The sequence below is a fragment of the Synechococcus sp. RC10A2 genome (assembly GCF_047502605.1).
This window is the reverse complement of sequence record NZ_JANSHP010000019.1, coordinates 53,357-68,889: the sequence shown is the minus strand read 5'-3', so window position 1 is coordinate 68,889 and position 15,533 is coordinate 53,357. Positions and strand designations below refer to the sequence as shown.

The window sequence follows — 15,533 nt, the reverse complement described above, 5'->3', positions numbered from 1 at the left end:
CCTGCCGATTGGTTTTCCGGCCTGGCTGGAACGCTCCCTACCCTCTCTGGGTGCGGACATGTTTTGATGGGATCCGGATGGAGCTCATAAAGTTAAGTATCGAAGTGAGTGAGCATCTATGTTCGGCCTGATCGGGCACCTGACCAGCCTGGCCCACGCAAAACGGGTGGCAGATAAGCTGGGGTATTCCGAATATGCGGAGAGCGACCTGGAATTTTGGTGCATGGCTCCGCCTCAGGTGGTGGACGAGATCGTGGTGACCAGCATCACGGGCCAAAAAATCTATGGCCAGTACGTCGAATCCTGTTTCCTGCCGGAAATGCTGGCGGGGGGACGGGTGAAGGCGGCCTGTCGCAAGATTTTGAATGCGATGGCCTTGGCGCAGCGGCGCGGCTTGAACATCACCACCCTGGGAGGATTTAGCAGCATTATTTTCGAGAATTTTCGCCTCGACACCCTCAGGCGGGTGCGCAACATCGACCTGGAAATTCGGCGTTTTACCACCGGCAACACCCACACGGCCTATATCATCTGTCAGCAATTGCAGGCGGCGGCCCAGCGCTACGCCATGGATTTGGCAGCTGCCACAGTTGCCGTGGTGGGGGCCACCGGCGATATCGGTAGTGCCATCTGCCAGTGGTTGGTAGCCCACACTTCCCCGGCCAAATTGCTGTTGATAGCCCGCGAGCGGCGACGCCTGGAAGAGCTGCAGGCCAAACTTAAAAAAGGGGAGGTCTGTTCCTTGGAAGAGGCCTTGCCCCGCGCCGATTTCATCGTCTGGGTGGCCAGCATGAGCCAAGGAGTGACCCTCGATCCTCAGGTGCTTCCGGATCCCTGCGTGATCATCGACGGTGGCTACCCGAAAAACATCGCCTCCAAGTTGCAGCGCAAGGGGCTGTACGTGATCGACGGCGGCATGGTGGAACACTCTCTCGATATCGAGTGGAATATTATGCAATTTTTGAATGTGGCCAACCCGGCCCGCCAGCTCTTCGCCTGCTTTGCCGAGGCGATGCTCCTGGAGTTCGAGGGCCTGTACACCAATTTTAGTTGGGGCCGCAACTTGATCACCCTAGAAAAGCTGGATTTAATCGGGCAACTGTCCCGCAAGCACGGCTTCCGTCCCCTTATGCCCGAAGCCTAGGTTTAGCTGGGCTGACCCCCTGAAAAGCGGTAACTCAGAGGAGGGGCAATCTGAGACAAGGAGATCCCCGCCCTAGCGGGGGTAGGGATCTGGAATCGAGATACTCACGTCCAACTTTCCGGCCACAGGGCACCCAAAGAGTTTCCCCCACACCCAGAGATCTCAATCAGTTGAAAAGAACCCCAGAAACGCCGCGAGAGAGCCACCATGTCTCAATCTTTTACCGCCCACCTCTGGCAGACGATCGAGCCCATCTACCAACAGATCTTGGATCACCCCTTTAACCAAGAGCTGGCCGCAGGCAGCCTCTCGCGGCAGCGCTTTCAGTTCTATCTGCAGCAGGATGCTCTTTATCTCACCGATTTTGCCCGCGCCCTTGCCTTGATCGGGGCCCGTTCCGAGGGGGCTGAGCGGGTGGTGAGTTTCTTGAACTTTGCCCTGGGGGCCATTGTGGCCGAGCGCAGCCTGCACGAGAGTTACTTTCGCCTCTACGACATCCAGCCGGAGACAACCTACGCTCCTGCCTGCTTCGCCTACACCCGTTTTCTATTGGCTGGGGCTGCCTTGGATCCCTACGAGGTGGCCATGGCCGCTGTGCTGCCCTGCTTCTGGATTTACCGTGAGGTGGGATCCGCCATTTACCGCACCGCCAAGCCCAACAATCCTTATCAACAATGGATCGACACCTATGCCGGGGAAGAATTTGCCCAGGTGGTGCAACAGGCCCTGGACATCACCGACTCCTTGGCTACGCAGACCACAGCGGCGACGCGGGAGAAGATGACGGCTGCTTTTGTCACCGCCTCTCGCCTGGAATGGCTGTTCTGGGACAGCGCCTACCGCCTGGAAACCTGGCAGCCCGCCTGATCCCCGCCGGGCCTGGCGGCTCAGCAAGGTCGTCATGGCCATGGCATGTGGTTATGGTCCAACGCCAAGATGACCCGCACCTGGGTCAACAGCTCCAGCTCTTGTCTCAGATAGCCCAGGCAGGTCTTGGCTTCTGCGGCGGTGGGGCGGTTCTGCGGCGGCGCGCAGCGCATCACGGCTGAGATGTAGCAATCCCGCAATTGCAGGCCATCTTCCCGGTGCAGAGAGATGGGTTGATTGGCAAACCTGGCCCGGCGCAGAGCGCGAAATAGCCAATCCCCGCTGGGATCCCCCGTAAACACCCGCCCGGTGCGGTTGCCCCCATGGGCTGCCGGCGCCAAGCCGATCACCCACAGCCGCGCCTGCACATCCCCAAACCCCGGCACCGGTCGGCCCCAGTAGAGCTGGTCACAAAAACGGGCCACCTTTTGCTGGGCAACCGCCTCTCGCCAAGCCACCAGGCGGGGACAGCGGCGGCAAGCGACGATCTCAGCCTGTAGCGCCGCCCAGGGCTGGTGATCCGCCAACGCCTCACTCTTCTTCTCCCTCATCCTCCGTCGGCTCGTCAACGGGGGTGGAGTCGTCGATGAGCTGGTCGTCATCCAAGATCAGGCGAGGCGGCAGCTCTGGCAGCACAACAGGCTCCTCCTCTTCCTCCGGCTCCGGTTCTGGCGCCATCTCCTCGTAGGTGCTGAAGCCCGTGCCCGCCGGGATCAAGCGCCCGATGATCACGTTCTCCTTCAGGCCCCGCAGCCAGTCGGACTTGCCTTCGATGGCCGCCTCCGTCAGCACCCGCGTGGTCTCCTGGAAGCTGGCCGCCGAGATGAAGCTGTCGGTGTTCAAGCTGGCCTTGGTGATCCCCAGCAGAACGGGCGTGTACTTAGCCGGCGCCCCGCCGGTGATGGCCATGGTAGCGTTGGTCTGCTGGATTTCCCGCAGCTCCACCAGCTCGCCGGGCAACAGGACGGTGTCGCCGCTGTCGTCCACCCGCACCTTGGAGGTCATCTGGCGCACCACAATCTCGATGTGCTTGTCGGCAATCTCCACCCCTTGCGAGCGATAGACGTTCTGCACCTCGTTGACCAGGAAGCGCTGCACCTCCCGCAAGGCTAGCCGTGCCGCTTGGTCGTCGCCCAAGGTTTGGCGATGGTACTCAAAGTAGATCTCCAAGAGGTCGTGGGGGTTGGCCGGGCCGTCGGTCAGCGGATCCCCCACCTGTACCGGCTGGCCATCGACCACGATCAGGTTTTGCCCCGGCATCACCGAATACTCGGTAACCGTACCATCGGCTTCGATGACCCGCAGATCCGGCTCTTCTCCTCGCCAGCTCAGTTGCACCGTGCCGGGCCGCTTGGCCAGAACACACATTTCCTTGGGCTTGCGGGCCTCCAACAGCTCCTCGATCCGCGGCAGACCCTGGATGATGTCCCCCGTCTTGGCCCGCTCAAACACCAGGAGGGCCAAAGAATCCCCCCGCTGCACCAGATCCCCATCCCGCACCTGCAGAATGGCACCCGCCGACACCAAATAAGGCCGCGCCAACCGCAACACCACTTGGCCATCGGCGATCTGCATCACTTGCCCCGACTCGGGGGCAGGGATCCCCGGCGCCAGCTCGTCGCCGGCCCGCACCAGCGCTCCCACCTCGACGCTGGCTTGGCCCGTCAGAGGCACCGTCAGCAGGTCGTCGTCGGTAACCACCAGAACCCGTCGCACCACCTCCGCGCCCTGGCGGATCCCCTGCACGATCCCGGCTTTTTTGGCCTGAATCTCGGTGCGGGCGATAACACCCCCCCTGCCGATACTGTCTCCTTCGCTCACCAACAGCCGCGTGTGGGTACTCCCCTGGGTTAGATCCGCCTCCACGTCTCGGCGCAGCAGCAGGGTTTCCAAGATCACCAGTTGCAGGCGACGGATACTGGGATCCTTCTCATCTTGGATCAGTTCAATATCGGCCTTCAGTTGCGGGGCGTCGGTATCGATCTCCAGCACCAGTTGTGTGCGCAGCAGTTCTACCGGCCCCACCGACTTCACCCGCTCCCCATCCTTGAAGGGAACGCGCTGCACCGCCCGCAGGCGAATGGAGCGGCCAGACTCGCTGGTAGACTCTTGGCTGGGCACCACCGGCCGGTCGGGGATCTCGTACTCGTACACCGGGCGCAGCAGCAGGCCTGGCCCTTCAGGCGTCTCCACCTGCTCCAGATAGACCAATCGGTCAGGGACGATGCTGCTGAGCAGCTTCTGGCCCGGCTGGATTAGCGTGCCGGTGGGTATTTCCAGGTCGGCGGGGTCGTCCACCAGATGCAGGGATCCGGGCTTGATGACGATCTCCCGCAGGATGTCGTTTTTCTGGATAACCTCGACGACGCCAGCATTTTGGCAGAAGATGTCCTTCACCACCTCGGTGCCGGCTTCTACGTACTGGCCATCCTCCACGTTCAACAGGGAGATGTCCTTGTTCACCTCGTGGGTCTCCTCCGGGATCCACAGCAAGGTGCCGCCCCGGATGACCTCATAGCCCTGCTTCGCCTTGCCCCGCCGGGCCACCTCGACACCGGCAAACTTCACCAGGCCGCCCGTCTGGGTGCGGAAATTGTTCTCGATCAGCTCCGCCACTACCTCGTCGTTGCCCACTTTGGTGCCCGGCGTGGCCTTGAGGACAAAGGTCTGGCCGCTGGCCGTATCCAGCAAAAATTGCTCCCGGCCCTGGTGGGATTCCACCCGCACCCGCGCCTCGTGCAACACCACCGCGGCGTTGATGATCTCCACTTCGCGCCCACTTTTGGTGTCGCTGCGCTCCGGCAGCCGCACGATGCCGCCGTGCTCGGTTACCAGCGAGGTCTCAGCGATCACATCCCCCGCCTGCACCCGATCCCCGTTTTTCACCACCGGCTCGGCCCCCGGCGGCAGGTTGTATACCTGGCCGGACATCACCCAGATCAACCCTTGCCGCTGCGCGGTGCAGGTGGTGTTGCCCTGGCGGTCGGTTTTCTCCTCGATGGGCAGATCGGCAAAGCGGATTTCCCCCGCCAAGTCGGCCACCACCTCCTTCTGGGCTTTCTCGGTGCTCTTGCGCACGGCCTTGGCTACAGTCACTTCCGCAATCAACTGATCCCGCTGCACCTGGGCCCCGTCCCGCACCAGCAGAGTGGATCCCTGCGTCATGTCGAAGACTTCCCGTTGTCCGTCTGGCCCTTCCAGGACAATTTGGTTGTTCGCTTCTAGCTGCAGGGCATCGTCGCCGTGGCGGGTGCGGAAGGGGCGGGTGCGCAGATTTTTCGGGAACCGCACCACGCCAGCAAAGGGGGCGCGAATTTGGCGGGCCACCTCCCCGGTAAACACACCTCCCGTGTGGAAGGTGCGCATGGTTAACTGGGTGCCCGGCTCCCCAATCGATTGAGCGGCGATGATCCCGACCGCCTCCCCCAGATCCACCAGCCGGGAGTGGGCCAGGCTCCAGCCATAGCACATCCGGCACACCGATCGGTTGGCCTCGCAGGTGAGGGGAGAACGCACCATCACCTGCCGGATGCCGGCCTCCACAATGGCCTTGGCCAAGTCGTGATCCACCTCTTGGTTGCGGCGGGCAAGGATCTCCTGGGTTTGCGGGTGCACCACATCCCGCGCCAGCACCCGGCCCACCAGGCGCTCCTCCAGCGACACCACCACCTTGTCCGCATCCATCAGGGGTTCCAGCAGGATCCCTTGGTCGGTGCCGCAGTCGGATTCCCGCACGATCACATCCTGAGACACGTCCACCAAACGGCGGGTCAGGTAGCCAGAGTCGGCAGTGCGCAAAGCCGTGTCCACCAAGCCCTTGCGCGCCCCGTAGGAAGAGATGATGTATTCGGTAACCGTCAGGCCCTCGCGGAAATTGGTTTTAATCGGCAAGTCGATGATCTCCCCCTGCGGGTTGGCCATCAGGCCGCGCATGCCCACCAACTGCCGCACCTGCGAGACGTTCCCCCTCGCCCCCGAGTTGGCCATCATGTACACGGAGTTGAGGGGATCGTTCTGGCGGAAGTTGCTGAGCATCTCCTCCTTAATCTGGTCGTTGGTCTGGTTCCAGGTATCGATCACCTTTTGATAGCGCTCCACCTCGGTGATCTCGCCGCGGGTGTAGCGCTCCGTGGCCGCCTCGATCTCCGCTTCTGCCTGGGCCAACAACTGCCGCTTGCTGGGTGGAATGCGCAGATCCTCGATGCTGATGGAAACGGCAGCCTGGGTGGCGTATTTGAAGCCCAGGGCCTTCAGAGCATCCGCCATCTGAGCGGTGCGGGCGGTGCCGTAGCGAGCAAACGACCAGGCAATCAGATTGCGCAGCTCTTTTTTGCCGATTTGATAGTTGCGAAAGGGTACAGGGGGCGGCGGGGTCTTGGCCTTGGCGCCATCGGCGGCCTGCCGGACTAGACCGGCGGAAAAGCGTCCTTTTTCGCTCATAATGCCTCGGTGATAACTCTGACAGTTCTGGACAAGGGGGCAGGGATCCCAGCTACCCATCGACAAGGGCAACGTCCACAGGGGCAGCCTCAAGCAGACAAAATATCTTGCACCGTTTTGTTGAAGATGATCCGGCCCGCCGTGGTGCGAATGTATTGGCTGATCACGTTGCCGTCCCGATCCTCGCGGATGCGGCGGTAGTTGGTGATCTTGAGGCGGGTGCCGCCCGGCTCCTCGATAATCTGAGGCTCCGACTCTTTTTCCTCTTTGCCCAACTCCATCGGGCCGCTGTAGCGCACCCAGATTTTGCTGTGCAGGCCGATGACGCCGCGGTCGTAGGCGATGAGGGCGTCCTCCAGGCTGGCAAAATAACGATCGCCAAGGTCGGGGGCGTGGGGATTGTCCGCCGTCAGATAGTAGCACCCCAACACCATGTCTTGGCTGGGAGTAATAATCGGAGCGCCTGTGGCCGGGGAGAGGATGTTGTTGGTGGCCAACATCAGCAAGCGTGCCTCCGCCTGGGCTTCCAAGGAGAGAGGCACATGCACCGCCATCTGGTCGCCGTCGAAGTCGGCGTTGAAAGCCGGGCAGACCAAGGGGTGGAGCTGAATCGCCCTCCCCTCCACCAGGATCGGCTCAAAAGCCTGGATCCCGAGGCGGTGCAACGTTGGGGCACGGTTGAGCAAAACTGGGTGGCCGTCGATTACGTCCTCCAGCACGTCCCAAACCTGCGGGTCATTGCTCTGGATCAGCTTTTTGGCGGCTTTGATGTTGTTGACGATGCCCCGCTTGATCAACTTGTGGATCACAAAGGGCTGGAACAGCTCGATGGCCATCTCTTTGGGCAAGCCACACTGGTGCATGCGCAGGTTGGGCCCCACCACGATCACCGAACGCCCAGAGTAGTCCACCCGCTTGCCGAGCAGGTTTTGCCGGAAACGCCCCTGCTTGCCCTCAATGATATCGGAGAGGGACTTGAGGGGACGGTTGTTGGCCCCCACCACCATGCGCCCCCGCCGACCGTTGTCGATCAGGGCGTCCACCGCCTCCTGCAGCATACGCTTCTCGTTGCGCACGATGATCTCCGGCGCCATGATCTCCTGCAGCCGCGCCAGGCGGTTGTTGCGGTTGATCACCCGACGGTAGAGATCGTTGAGGTCGCTGGTGGCAAAGCGCCCCCCATCCAACTGCACCATCGGGCGCAGATCGGGCGGGATCACCGGCAGCACCCGCAGCACCATCCACTCTGGCCGGGCTCCCGTGGCGATGAAGTTGTCGATCACGCGCAGCCGCTTGATTAGGCGCGCCCGCTTCTGGCCGCGGGCGCTGGCGATCTCCTCCCGCAACTGCTCCGCCTCTTTTTCCAGGTCGATATCCTTGAGCAGGCGTTCGATGGCCTCCGCCCCGATCATGGCCCAGTTCTCCGGCAGTTGCAGCTCGGATCCCTCCTCGTACATCTGATCCTCGATCTCCAGGTATTGATCCTCGGTCAGCAACTGCTTGTAGGAGAGGTTGGGAGCGTTGCCCGGATCCACCACCACGTAGGCGTTGAAGTACACCACCTGCTCCACGTCCCGCAGCGGCATGTCCAACAGCGTGGCGATGTGGCTGGGGATCCCTTTCAGGTACCAAACGTGGGTGACCGGGGCGGCCAGTTTGATGTAGCCCATACGATGGCGGCGCACCCGCGACTCGGTCACCTCCACCCCACAGCGCTCGCAGACAATGCCGCGATGCCGCACTCGCTTGTACTTGCCGCAGTGACACTCCCAGTCCTTAACCGGCCCGAAGATGCGCTCACAGAAGAGACCATCCATCTCCGGCTTGAGGGTTCGGTAGTTGATGGTCTCCGGCTTGGTGACTTCTCCCACCACTTGGCCGTTGGGCAGGGTGCGCTGGCCCCACTCTATAATCCGCTCCGGAGAAGCTAGCCCAATCTTGACATAGTCAAAGCGTTGCTCCGTTTTGGCCATTGCCGTTGTTCTCCTGACTTGCTGCCCTAGCAACTACAAAGGAAGGGGAGAGGAACCCCACCCCTCCTCTCCTGAGCCGAATGGGATCCCTGGCATCAATCAAAAATCGTCCTCTTCCTCCCTGTCTTCGTCTTCCTCGCGGCTGCGCCTGGCTAAGGTAAAGGTTCCTCCTGCCGCTGGAGAAAGATCCTCGGATGTAACGGATTCATAAGTGGGCCGCGAGGGGGTGTGGCGGCTGGAGACATCGGCCATCAGATCCACCTCCACATCGCGGGTCTGGCCGTCGCTGTCCACCTCCACCTTATGGACAGACACGTCCAGGCAGAGGGACTGCAGCTCCCGCACCAACACCTTGAAAGATTCCGGCGTGCCGGGTCGAGGGATGGGCTTGCCCTTGACGATGGCGTTGAGGGCCTCGTTGCGCCCCACCATATCGTCCGACTTGACGGTGAGCAGCTCCTGCAAGATGTAGGCCGCTCCAAACGCCTCCAAAGCCCACACCTCCATCTCGCCAAAGCGCTGGCCACCCTGCTGCGCCTTACCCCCCAGGGGCTGCTGGGTTACCAGCGAGTAGGGGCCGGTGGAGCGGGCGTGGATCTTGTCGTCCACCAAGTGCACGAGCTTCAGCATGTAGGCCCGGCCCACCGTAACCGGCTGGTCGAAGGGCTCGCCTGTGCGGCCATCAAACACCTGCACCTTGCCGCAGTATTTGCCCTCAGGGTTGAAGATCCAGTCCTTGCCGGTCTTCTCGCGCGCCTCCCGCAACTTGGCTTCCACGGTCAGTCGGGAAGCCTCCAGGCCGTGCATTTCATCGAAGGGCATTAGCTTAAAGCGCACCCCCAAGTGCTCCGCGGCCCAGCCCAGCAGGCACTCGTACACTTGGCCCACGTTCATGCGGGAGGGCACTCCCAGGGGGTTGAGCACCACATCCACCGGCGTGCCATCGGGCAGATAGGGCATGTCCTCAACCGGCAAAATGCGGGAGATGATGCCTTTGTTGCCGTGGCGGCCAGCAATCTTATCTCCCACCTGGATTTTGCGCTTGAGGGCAATGTAGACTCGCACCACCATGTTGGCTCCCGGCGGCAGCTCATCCCCCTGCTCGCGGGTAAAGATGCGTACATCCACCACCCGTCCGCGCTCGCCGTTGGGCACCCGCAGCGAGTTGTCGCGCACGTCGCGAGCTTTCTCGCCGAAAATGGCCCGCAACAGCCGCTCCTCTGGCGGTTGATCCGACTCCCCTTTGGGAGTGACCTTGCCCACCAAAATATCGCCGGCTTCCACCCAAGCCCCAATGCGCACAATGCCGTTTTCGTCCAGGTTGCGCAGGGCATCTTCCCCCACGTTGGGAATCTCGCGGGTGATCTCTTCCGGCCCTAGCTTGGTCTGCCGGGCTTCGATCTCGTACTTCTCGATGTGTACCGAGGTGAAGACATCATCGTAGACCAGCCGCTCGCTGATCAAGATGGCATCTTCGTAGTTGTAGCCCTCCCAGGGCATGTAGGCCACCAAGACGTTTTGGCCCAAGGCCAGCTCGCCTCCCTCGGTCGCCGGGCCGTCCGCCAGCACCTGCCCGGGCACCACCCGATCCCCCGCGTAGACAAGAGGGCGCTGGTTGAGACAGGTATCTTGGTTGGAGCGCTGGTACTTCTGCAAGCGGTAAACAATCGGATCCCCGCCGTCGTCTGGCCGCACCACGATTTCGTCGGCGGAAACATAGGTCACCACGCCACTGGTGCGCGACACCACCACCATGCCAGAGTCCCGCGCCGCCTGGGCTTCCAAACCCGTGCCCACATAAGGCCGATCCGGCTTGAGCAGGGGCACCGCCTGCCGCTGCATGTTCGCCCCCATCAGGGCGCGGTTGGCGTCGTCGTGCTCCAAAAAGGGGATCAAGGAGGTGGCCACCGAGATCACTTGCACCGGCGACACCTGCACGTAGTGCACCTCGCTGGGGTGGGCGGTGGTAAATTCCTGGCGGTAGCGCACCGGCACCAAGTCGGCGGTGATGCGGCCTTCGGCATCCACCGGCACATCCCCCGGCGCCACGCGATACTCGTCCTCCTCGTCGGCGGTGAGGTAGACCATCCCCAGATCCTTGCGCACCACGCCGTTTTCGACCCGGTAGTAAGGGCTTTCGATGAAGCCGTACTGGTTGACGCGGGCGTGGGTGGCCAGGGATCCGATCAGCCCGGCGTTGGGGCCTTCCGGAGTTTCGATGGGGCAGATGCGCCCGTAGTGGCTGGGGTGGATATCCCGCACGGCAAAGCCGGCCCGCTCCCGGCTCAGGCCACCGGGGCCCAAGGCCGACAGCCGCCGCTTGTGGGTCAGCTCCGCCAGCGGGTTGGTCTGATCCATGAACTGGGAGAGCTGGCTGGAGCCGAAGAACTCCTTGATGGCCGCCACCAAGGGCTTGGGGTTAACCAGCGAGGCCGGGGTGAGGTTCTCTGACTCGGAGACCGTCATGCGCTCGCGGATGATCCGCTCCAGGCGGTTGAGGCCCACCCGTACTTGGTTTTGCAAGAGCTCGCCCACCGAGCGCACGCGGCGGTTGCCCAGGTGATCGATGTCGTCCACATGGCCGATGTCGTACTCCAAGTTAATCAGGTAGTCGATGACGGCCAAGATGTCCGTGACGGTGAGCACCCGCACATTTTCCGCCACGTTGAGATTGAGCTTTTTGTTGAGCTTGTAGCGCCCTACTCGGCCCAGGTCGTAGCGCTTGGGATCGAAGAAGCGGGATTCCAACAACTGCTGGCCGCCGGAGACGGTGGGAGGCTCGCCAGGCCGCAGCTTGCGGTACAGCTCCATCAGGGCCTCTTCTTCGCTGTAGTGCCCCTCTTTTTCCATGGTTTTTTGGAAAAATTCGGGGTGGCGCAGGCTGTCGTAGATCTCCGAGTCGCTCAGGCCCAAGGCCTTCAGCAGCACCGCCGCCGAGAGCTTGCGGGTTTTGTCGATGCGCACCCACACCAGGCCGTTTTTGTCGGTCTCAAACTTCAGCCAGGCGCCCCGGTTGGGGATGAGGCTGGCGCTGTAGGTGCGCCGACCGTTTTTGTCCAGCTCCGACTTGTAGTAGACGCCGGGGCTGCGCACAATTTGGTTGACGATCACCCGCTCGGCGCCGTTGATGATGAAGGTACCCCGATCCGTCATCAAAGGCAGCTCGCCGATGAAGACGTCCATGTCCTTGATCTCGCCCGTCTCTTTGTTAATCAGGCGAGTGGGCACCCGGATTTGCGCTTGGTAGGTAGCATCCCGTCGCTTAGCTTCCTCAGGGTCGTAGCGCGGCTTGTTGATCTTGTACCCTTTGGAGGGATCCCCAGGGCGGTACTCCGGCAGAAAGTGCAGCTCCAGCTTGCCGGTGTAATCGACGATAGGGGAAAAGCTGAGGAGCTCCTCTTCAAACCCTTCTCGCAAAAACCACAAAAAACTCTCCCGCTGAATCTCTACCAGGTCAGGCAAGGTAGGAGCGGCAGGGGATGGCACTGCTAATTGTGTCATGCGTTGCTCGGCAGGGGTTGCGCTGCAGTCAGGCCTCTAATTATAGAAACCCTGCCAACGATCGTCAACGAACGTTACAAGGGCCGCCGGGTTATCCGGGAAGTTTTGGCAACGGCCCCTGGGATCCCAGCCAAGCTGCCAAGCCAGGGGCGATCCCCAACCTGCCTTAAGGATTGTTCACATCCATTCACACTTAAGCAGATTATTCTAATCATTGACCGTTGGGAAGTCAGCCGCTGCTCCGACTCCGCTTGCCGGTCGTCAAAGGGCTTGGAAAAGTGGGGTGGGCCTGGAGGCTAGGTCAAGTCGTTGGAGGGCGCGCTCAGCCTGGTGGAGGTCTGGTCTGCGTCGTTCCCCGGCAGGATCCACATCCATTCAGATGAGAAGGGGTTGAAGTGGGGTTACACAGCCTCTGGGGCCAGGGCGACCTTTATTGATGTTTTTGAAAACAGCTCACACAAGCAGCCGTTTTTGGCGAGGAGGATTTTGTGAGTCAAAGTCTGCAACAAAAACACCAGCATGCCAGCCTCTCGGTTCAGTTGCGGGAGGGCACCAAGCAGTCCCACACCATGGCCGAGAATATGGCCTTCATCAAGTGCTTCCTCAAGGGAGTGGTGGATAAAAAAGCCTACAGCCGCTATGTGGGCAACTTTTACTTTGTCTACAGCGCTCTGGAAGAGGGCTTTGCCCAATTGCGAGAGCACCCGCTGGTGGGCCGGCTTTACTATCCCGAATTGTGGCGCAGGGCCAGCCTGGAGAAGGACTTGAATTATTTTGTCGGCCCCAATTGGCGTGCCGTGGTCAAGCCCTCTCCCGCTTGCCAGGTCTATGTCAACCGCATTCGAGAAGTGGTGGAAAAAGACCCGGTTCTGCTGATTGCCCACGCCTACACCCGCTACATCGGCGACCTCTCGGGCGGCCAGATCCTGAAAAACATCGCCCGCCGGGCCATGGGCCTGCCGCCGGGGGAAGGAACGGCCTTTTACGATTTCGAGCAGATCCCCCACGAGGGCAAGTTTAAGCAGCGCTACCGCGCCCAGTTGGACGCGCTGGAGCTGGATCAGGCCACCATCGAGCGCATTGTGGCGGAAGCCAACTACGCCTTCAAGCTCAACATGGACTTGTTCAAGGAATTGGAGGGCAATTGGCTGCTATCCATGGCCCGCTTGGCCTGGAACTCGCTTCTCAGCCAGTTTCGGCGCCCGTCCGCCCGCTCTGAGGCGGCTGCCCCCACCTCCTGAGCCACACCTCTTTGCGGCGAAACAGGGCGTTCCTGGCCTCCCCATCCCCCCTCTCCCTCAGGGGAGAGGGTCCGAGGGTGAGGGATTAGTCGCATCCGAGGGTGTCGCGGGTGGCCCGCCCGGTGACGGGGTTAACGCCGCTGGCCCGTTCGCAGAGGATGGCAAGGGCATCTTTGCGGATCAGGGCGTTGGTGAAATCCGCCCCCTCGATCTCGATCCCTTCCACCCGCGCCAGCCACATCATGCTGTCCTGCAGTTGGGCTTCCCGCAGGTCGGCACCTTGCAAATTGGCCATGTCCAAGGTGGCGCCGCGCAGATCGGCCCCCCGCAGGTTGGCTCTGCTGAGGTTGGCTCCAAACAGATTCGCCCCTGCCGCTTTGACATGGCTGAGATCGCTTTGTCGCAGGTTGGCCTTGAGAAATTTCCAGCCGCTCAGGTCTTGTCCGGCAAAGTTCGCCCCCTGCAGATCCCGCTTGCTGTAGTCTTCTGCCCAGGACGGGGATCCCAAGAGGGCGACACCCAGGCACAGGATCAGCCCGCAAAACACCGCACCCCGCAGGAAAGGGGTCAGCCAGGACAGTCTCACCAAACCAGAAGCCGGCCAAGCAACAGACATCGCAGATCCCTCCAGGAAACCTCCACGGCTTTGGGATTGCTCTTACTTTTATCCTACCGGATGGGGATCCCGCCGGCAGATTGGGCTAATTTGGGCTTTTATAAGCTGAGTCCCAACTGGCGAGGGGGGGACAGGGATCCATGTCCACAGTCGAGGTCTTCAATGCGCAGCAGATAGCGGAGCTGATCGACGCTCTGGCTACAGCAATTGCCAGGGATCACCCCCACCTGGACAGGCTGGTGTTGATCGGCATTCGCACTCGCGGCGTCCCCTTGGCCTACCGCCTGCGGGATCGCATCGCCACCGGCTTCGGGAGCCCACCGCAGGTAGGAGAGCTGGACATCACCTTCTTCCGAGACGACCTGGGCTCCGGCGGCCTGCGCACTCCCAATCGCAGCGAGCTGCCGCGGGATCTGACCGGCCAAGAAGTGGTGTTGGTGGACGATGTGCTCTTCCGGGGTCGCACCGTCCGTGCGGCTCTGGAGGCTCTCAACCACTTTGGGCGACCGGAGCAAGTGCGCCTGGCCGTGTTGATCGACCGCGGCCACCGCCAGTTTCCCATTCAACCAGACTACTGCGGTCACAAGCTAACCACGGCCCCTGAGCAGATCGTCAAAGTGCACCTGCGGGAAACCGACGGCGAGGAGCGGGTGTTGTTGATCGACGCCAAACTTGAGGAAAACAGCAGAGAGTGAGCCTGAGACGCCCCTGGGGTGCGGTATGGTGGGGATAATCTGCCGACTTTTGCCGCTATGGCTGTCTTGCCGGAAACCCGTCGCTACGCTGTCTTGGGCACAGGCGCCCTGGGAGGGTTTTACGGGGCAAAACTGCAACAGGCTGGCTTCACGGTGCATTTTCTCTTGCACAGCGACTACGACCACGTGCGCCAGAAAGGGCTGTGGGTAGAGTCCTGCTGGGGCGACTTTCACTTACCCCAGGTAAATGCCTACGCCGCCGTGGAGGAGATGCCCGTCTGCGAAGGGGTGATCGTGGCCCTGAAAGCTACCCAAAATCACCTCCTGCCACGGTTGCTGCCGCCTGTGCTGGCGGACAACGGCGTGGTGATCCTGCTGCAAAACGGCCTGGGGGCGGAGCCGGAGATTGCCAACTGGGTTGGCCCTGAGCGGGTGATCGGCGGGCTGTGCTTTATCAGCTCCAACAAAGTCGGCCCCGGCCACATCTGTCATCTGGATTATGGCTCGGTGCTGCTGGCGGAATACGGCCCCGGCTATGCGCCCCAGGGGATCACGCCTCGCCTTCAACAAGTTCAAGCAGATTTTCAGCGGGCCGGGATCCCGACCTCTCTTTCTCCGGATCTGATGTTGGCCCGCTGGCAGAAGTTGGTCTGGAACATTCCCTTCAACGGCCTCTCGGTGATCTTCAACGCCGATACCCAGCAAATGATCCGCGACCCTGAGGCCCGCGCTTTGGCGGAAACGCTGATGCACGAGGTGATCCAGGGGGCTGCCGCCTGTGGCCGCCACCTCCCGCAGACCCTGATCTCCGAGATGCTGGCCAGCACCGAGAAGATGGCCCCCTACCGAACCAGCATGAAGATCGACTACGAGCGCAAGCGTCCCCTGGAACTGGAGGCTATTTTTGCCAACCCGCTCCGCTATGCCCAGCAAGGCGGGATTCAGATGCCGCGGGTGGAGATGCTCTACCGGCAGTTGCAGGTGTTGGATCGCCTCAATCGAGGGATCCCGGCCTGAGGGCAAGCTTTTTCCTTCTCCTGCGGCTAGACTCAGCCG

Annotated in this window: 10 protein-coding genes; 5 read left to right on the top strand and 5 right to left on the bottom strand. The window is 61.7% G+C overall.

Annotation, left to right across the window (positions count from 1 at the left end):
* Window positions 1-118: 118 nt before the first annotated feature.
* Window positions 119-1,144, top strand: coding sequence for a long-chain acyl-[acyl-carrier-protein] reductase (locus tag NW848_RS01915; RefSeq protein ID WP_011429322.1), 1,026 nt, complete (start codon window positions 119-121; stop codon window positions 1,142-1,144).
* A 207-nt stretch (window positions 1,145-1,351) separates the two neighbouring features.
* The gene (tenA, locus tag NW848_RS01910) at window positions 1,352-2,011 is read left to right on the top strand and encodes a thiaminase II (protein ID WP_414508626.1); all 660 of its coding nucleotides are present in this window, start codon (window positions 1,352-1,354) and stop codon (window positions 2,009-2,011) included.
* A 32-nt stretch (window positions 2,012-2,043) separates the two neighbouring features.
* Here the strand turns inward: tenA and NW848_RS01905 are convergent, their stop codons facing one another.
* The 4 genes from NW848_RS01905 to rpoB all read right to left on the bottom strand — a co-directional run bounded on the left by NW848_RS01905 (window position 2,044) and on the right by rpoB (window position 11,925).
* The gene (locus NW848_RS01905; RefSeq protein WP_011429320.1) at window positions 2,044-2,562 is read right to left on the bottom strand and encodes a uracil-DNA glycosylase; all 519 of its coding nucleotides are present in this window, start codon (window positions 2,560-2,562) and stop codon (window positions 2,044-2,046) included.
* Window positions 2,543-6,451 carry a DNA-directed RNA polymerase subunit beta' gene (locus NW848_RS01900; protein ID WP_011429319.1) on the bottom strand — a complete coding sequence of 1,303 codons (3,909 nt, stop codon included), beginning with the start codon at window positions 6,449-6,451 and terminating at the stop codon, window positions 2,543-2,545. The genes NW848_RS01905 and NW848_RS01900 overlap by 20 nt, the downstream gene beginning before the upstream one ends.
* Before the next feature lie 89 nt (window positions 6,452-6,540).
* Window positions 6,541-8,424, bottom strand: coding sequence for a DNA-directed RNA polymerase subunit gamma (locus tag NW848_RS01895; RefSeq protein ID WP_011429318.1), 1,884 nt, complete (start codon window positions 8,422-8,424; stop codon window positions 6,541-6,543).
* A gap of 99 nt (window positions 8,425-8,523) precedes the next feature.
* Window positions 8,524-11,925 (bottom strand): DNA-directed RNA polymerase subunit beta, encoded by a 3,402-nt coding sequence (gene rpoB, locus NW848_RS01890; protein ID WP_414508627.1) that lies wholly within the window; start codon window positions 11,923-11,925, stop codon window positions 8,524-8,526.
* Window positions 11,926-12,413: 488 nt separating this feature from the next.
* On the opposite strand from rpoB, the gene NW848_RS01885 reads away from it, so the two are divergent.
* Complete coding sequence (locus tag NW848_RS01885) at window positions 12,414-13,166, top strand: heme oxygenase (biliverdin-producing) (RefSeq protein ID WP_276307359.1); 753 nt, start codon at window positions 12,414-12,416, stop codon at window positions 13,164-13,166.
* 85 nt (window positions 13,167-13,251) lie between these two features.
* Here NW848_RS01885 and NW848_RS01880 read toward each other — a convergent pair whose 3' ends face one another.
* On the bottom strand, window positions 13,252-13,782 hold the full coding sequence (locus NW848_RS01880; protein WP_099812490.1) for a pentapeptide repeat-containing protein: 531 nt from the start codon (window positions 13,780-13,782) through the stop codon (window positions 13,252-13,254).
* 140 nt (window positions 13,783-13,922) lie between these two features.
* Between NW848_RS01880 and pyrR the strand changes: the two genes are divergently transcribed.
* Window positions 13,923-14,477, top strand: a complete 555-nt coding sequence (gene pyrR / locus NW848_RS01875; protein WP_011429314.1) for a bifunctional pyr operon transcriptional regulator/uracil phosphoribosyltransferase PyrR — start codon at window positions 13,923-13,925, stop codon at window positions 14,475-14,477.
* 57 nt (window positions 14,478-14,534) lie between these two features.
* Window positions 14,535-15,494: a putative 2-dehydropantoate 2-reductase gene (locus NW848_RS01870; protein ID WP_011429313.1), complete on the top strand. Its 960-nt coding sequence runs from the start codon at window positions 14,535-14,537 to the stop codon at window positions 15,492-15,494.
* Window positions 15,495-15,533: the final 39 nt, after the last annotated feature.

Bases quoted from the DNA above. Each gene is read 5' to 3' on its own strand.
- NW848_RS01915 (WP_011429322.1), top strand. From the start codon at position 119: ATGTTCGGCCTGATCGGGCACCTGACCAGCCTGGCCCACGCAAAACGG.
- tenA (WP_414508626.1), top strand. From the start codon at position 1,352: ATGTCTCAATCTTTTACCGCCCACCTCTGGCAGACGATCGAGCCCATC.
- NW848_RS01905 (WP_011429320.1), bottom strand. From the start codon at position 2,562: ATGAGGGAGAAGAAGAGTGAGGCGTTGGCGGATCACCAGCCCTGGGCG.
- NW848_RS01900 (WP_011429319.1), bottom strand. From the start codon at position 6,451: ATGAGCGAAAAAGGACGCTTTTCCGCCGGTCTAGTCCGGCAGGCCGCC.
- NW848_RS01895 (WP_011429318.1), bottom strand. From the start codon at position 8,424: ATGGCCAAAACGGAGCAACGCTTTGACTATGTCAAGATTGGGCTAGCT.
- rpoB (WP_414508627.1), bottom strand. From the start codon at position 11,925: ATGACACAATTAGCAGTGCCATCCCCTGCCGCTCCTACCTTGCCTGAC.
- NW848_RS01880 (WP_099812490.1), bottom strand. From the start codon at position 13,782: ATGTCTGTTGCTTGGCCGGCTTCTGGTTTGGTGAGACTGTCCTGGCTG.
- pyrR (WP_011429314.1), top strand. From the start codon at position 13,923: ATGTCCACAGTCGAGGTCTTCAATGCGCAGCAGATAGCGGAGCTGATC.
- NW848_RS01870 (WP_011429313.1), top strand. From the start codon at position 14,535: ATGGCTGTCTTGCCGGAAACCCGTCGCTACGCTGTCTTGGGCACAGGC.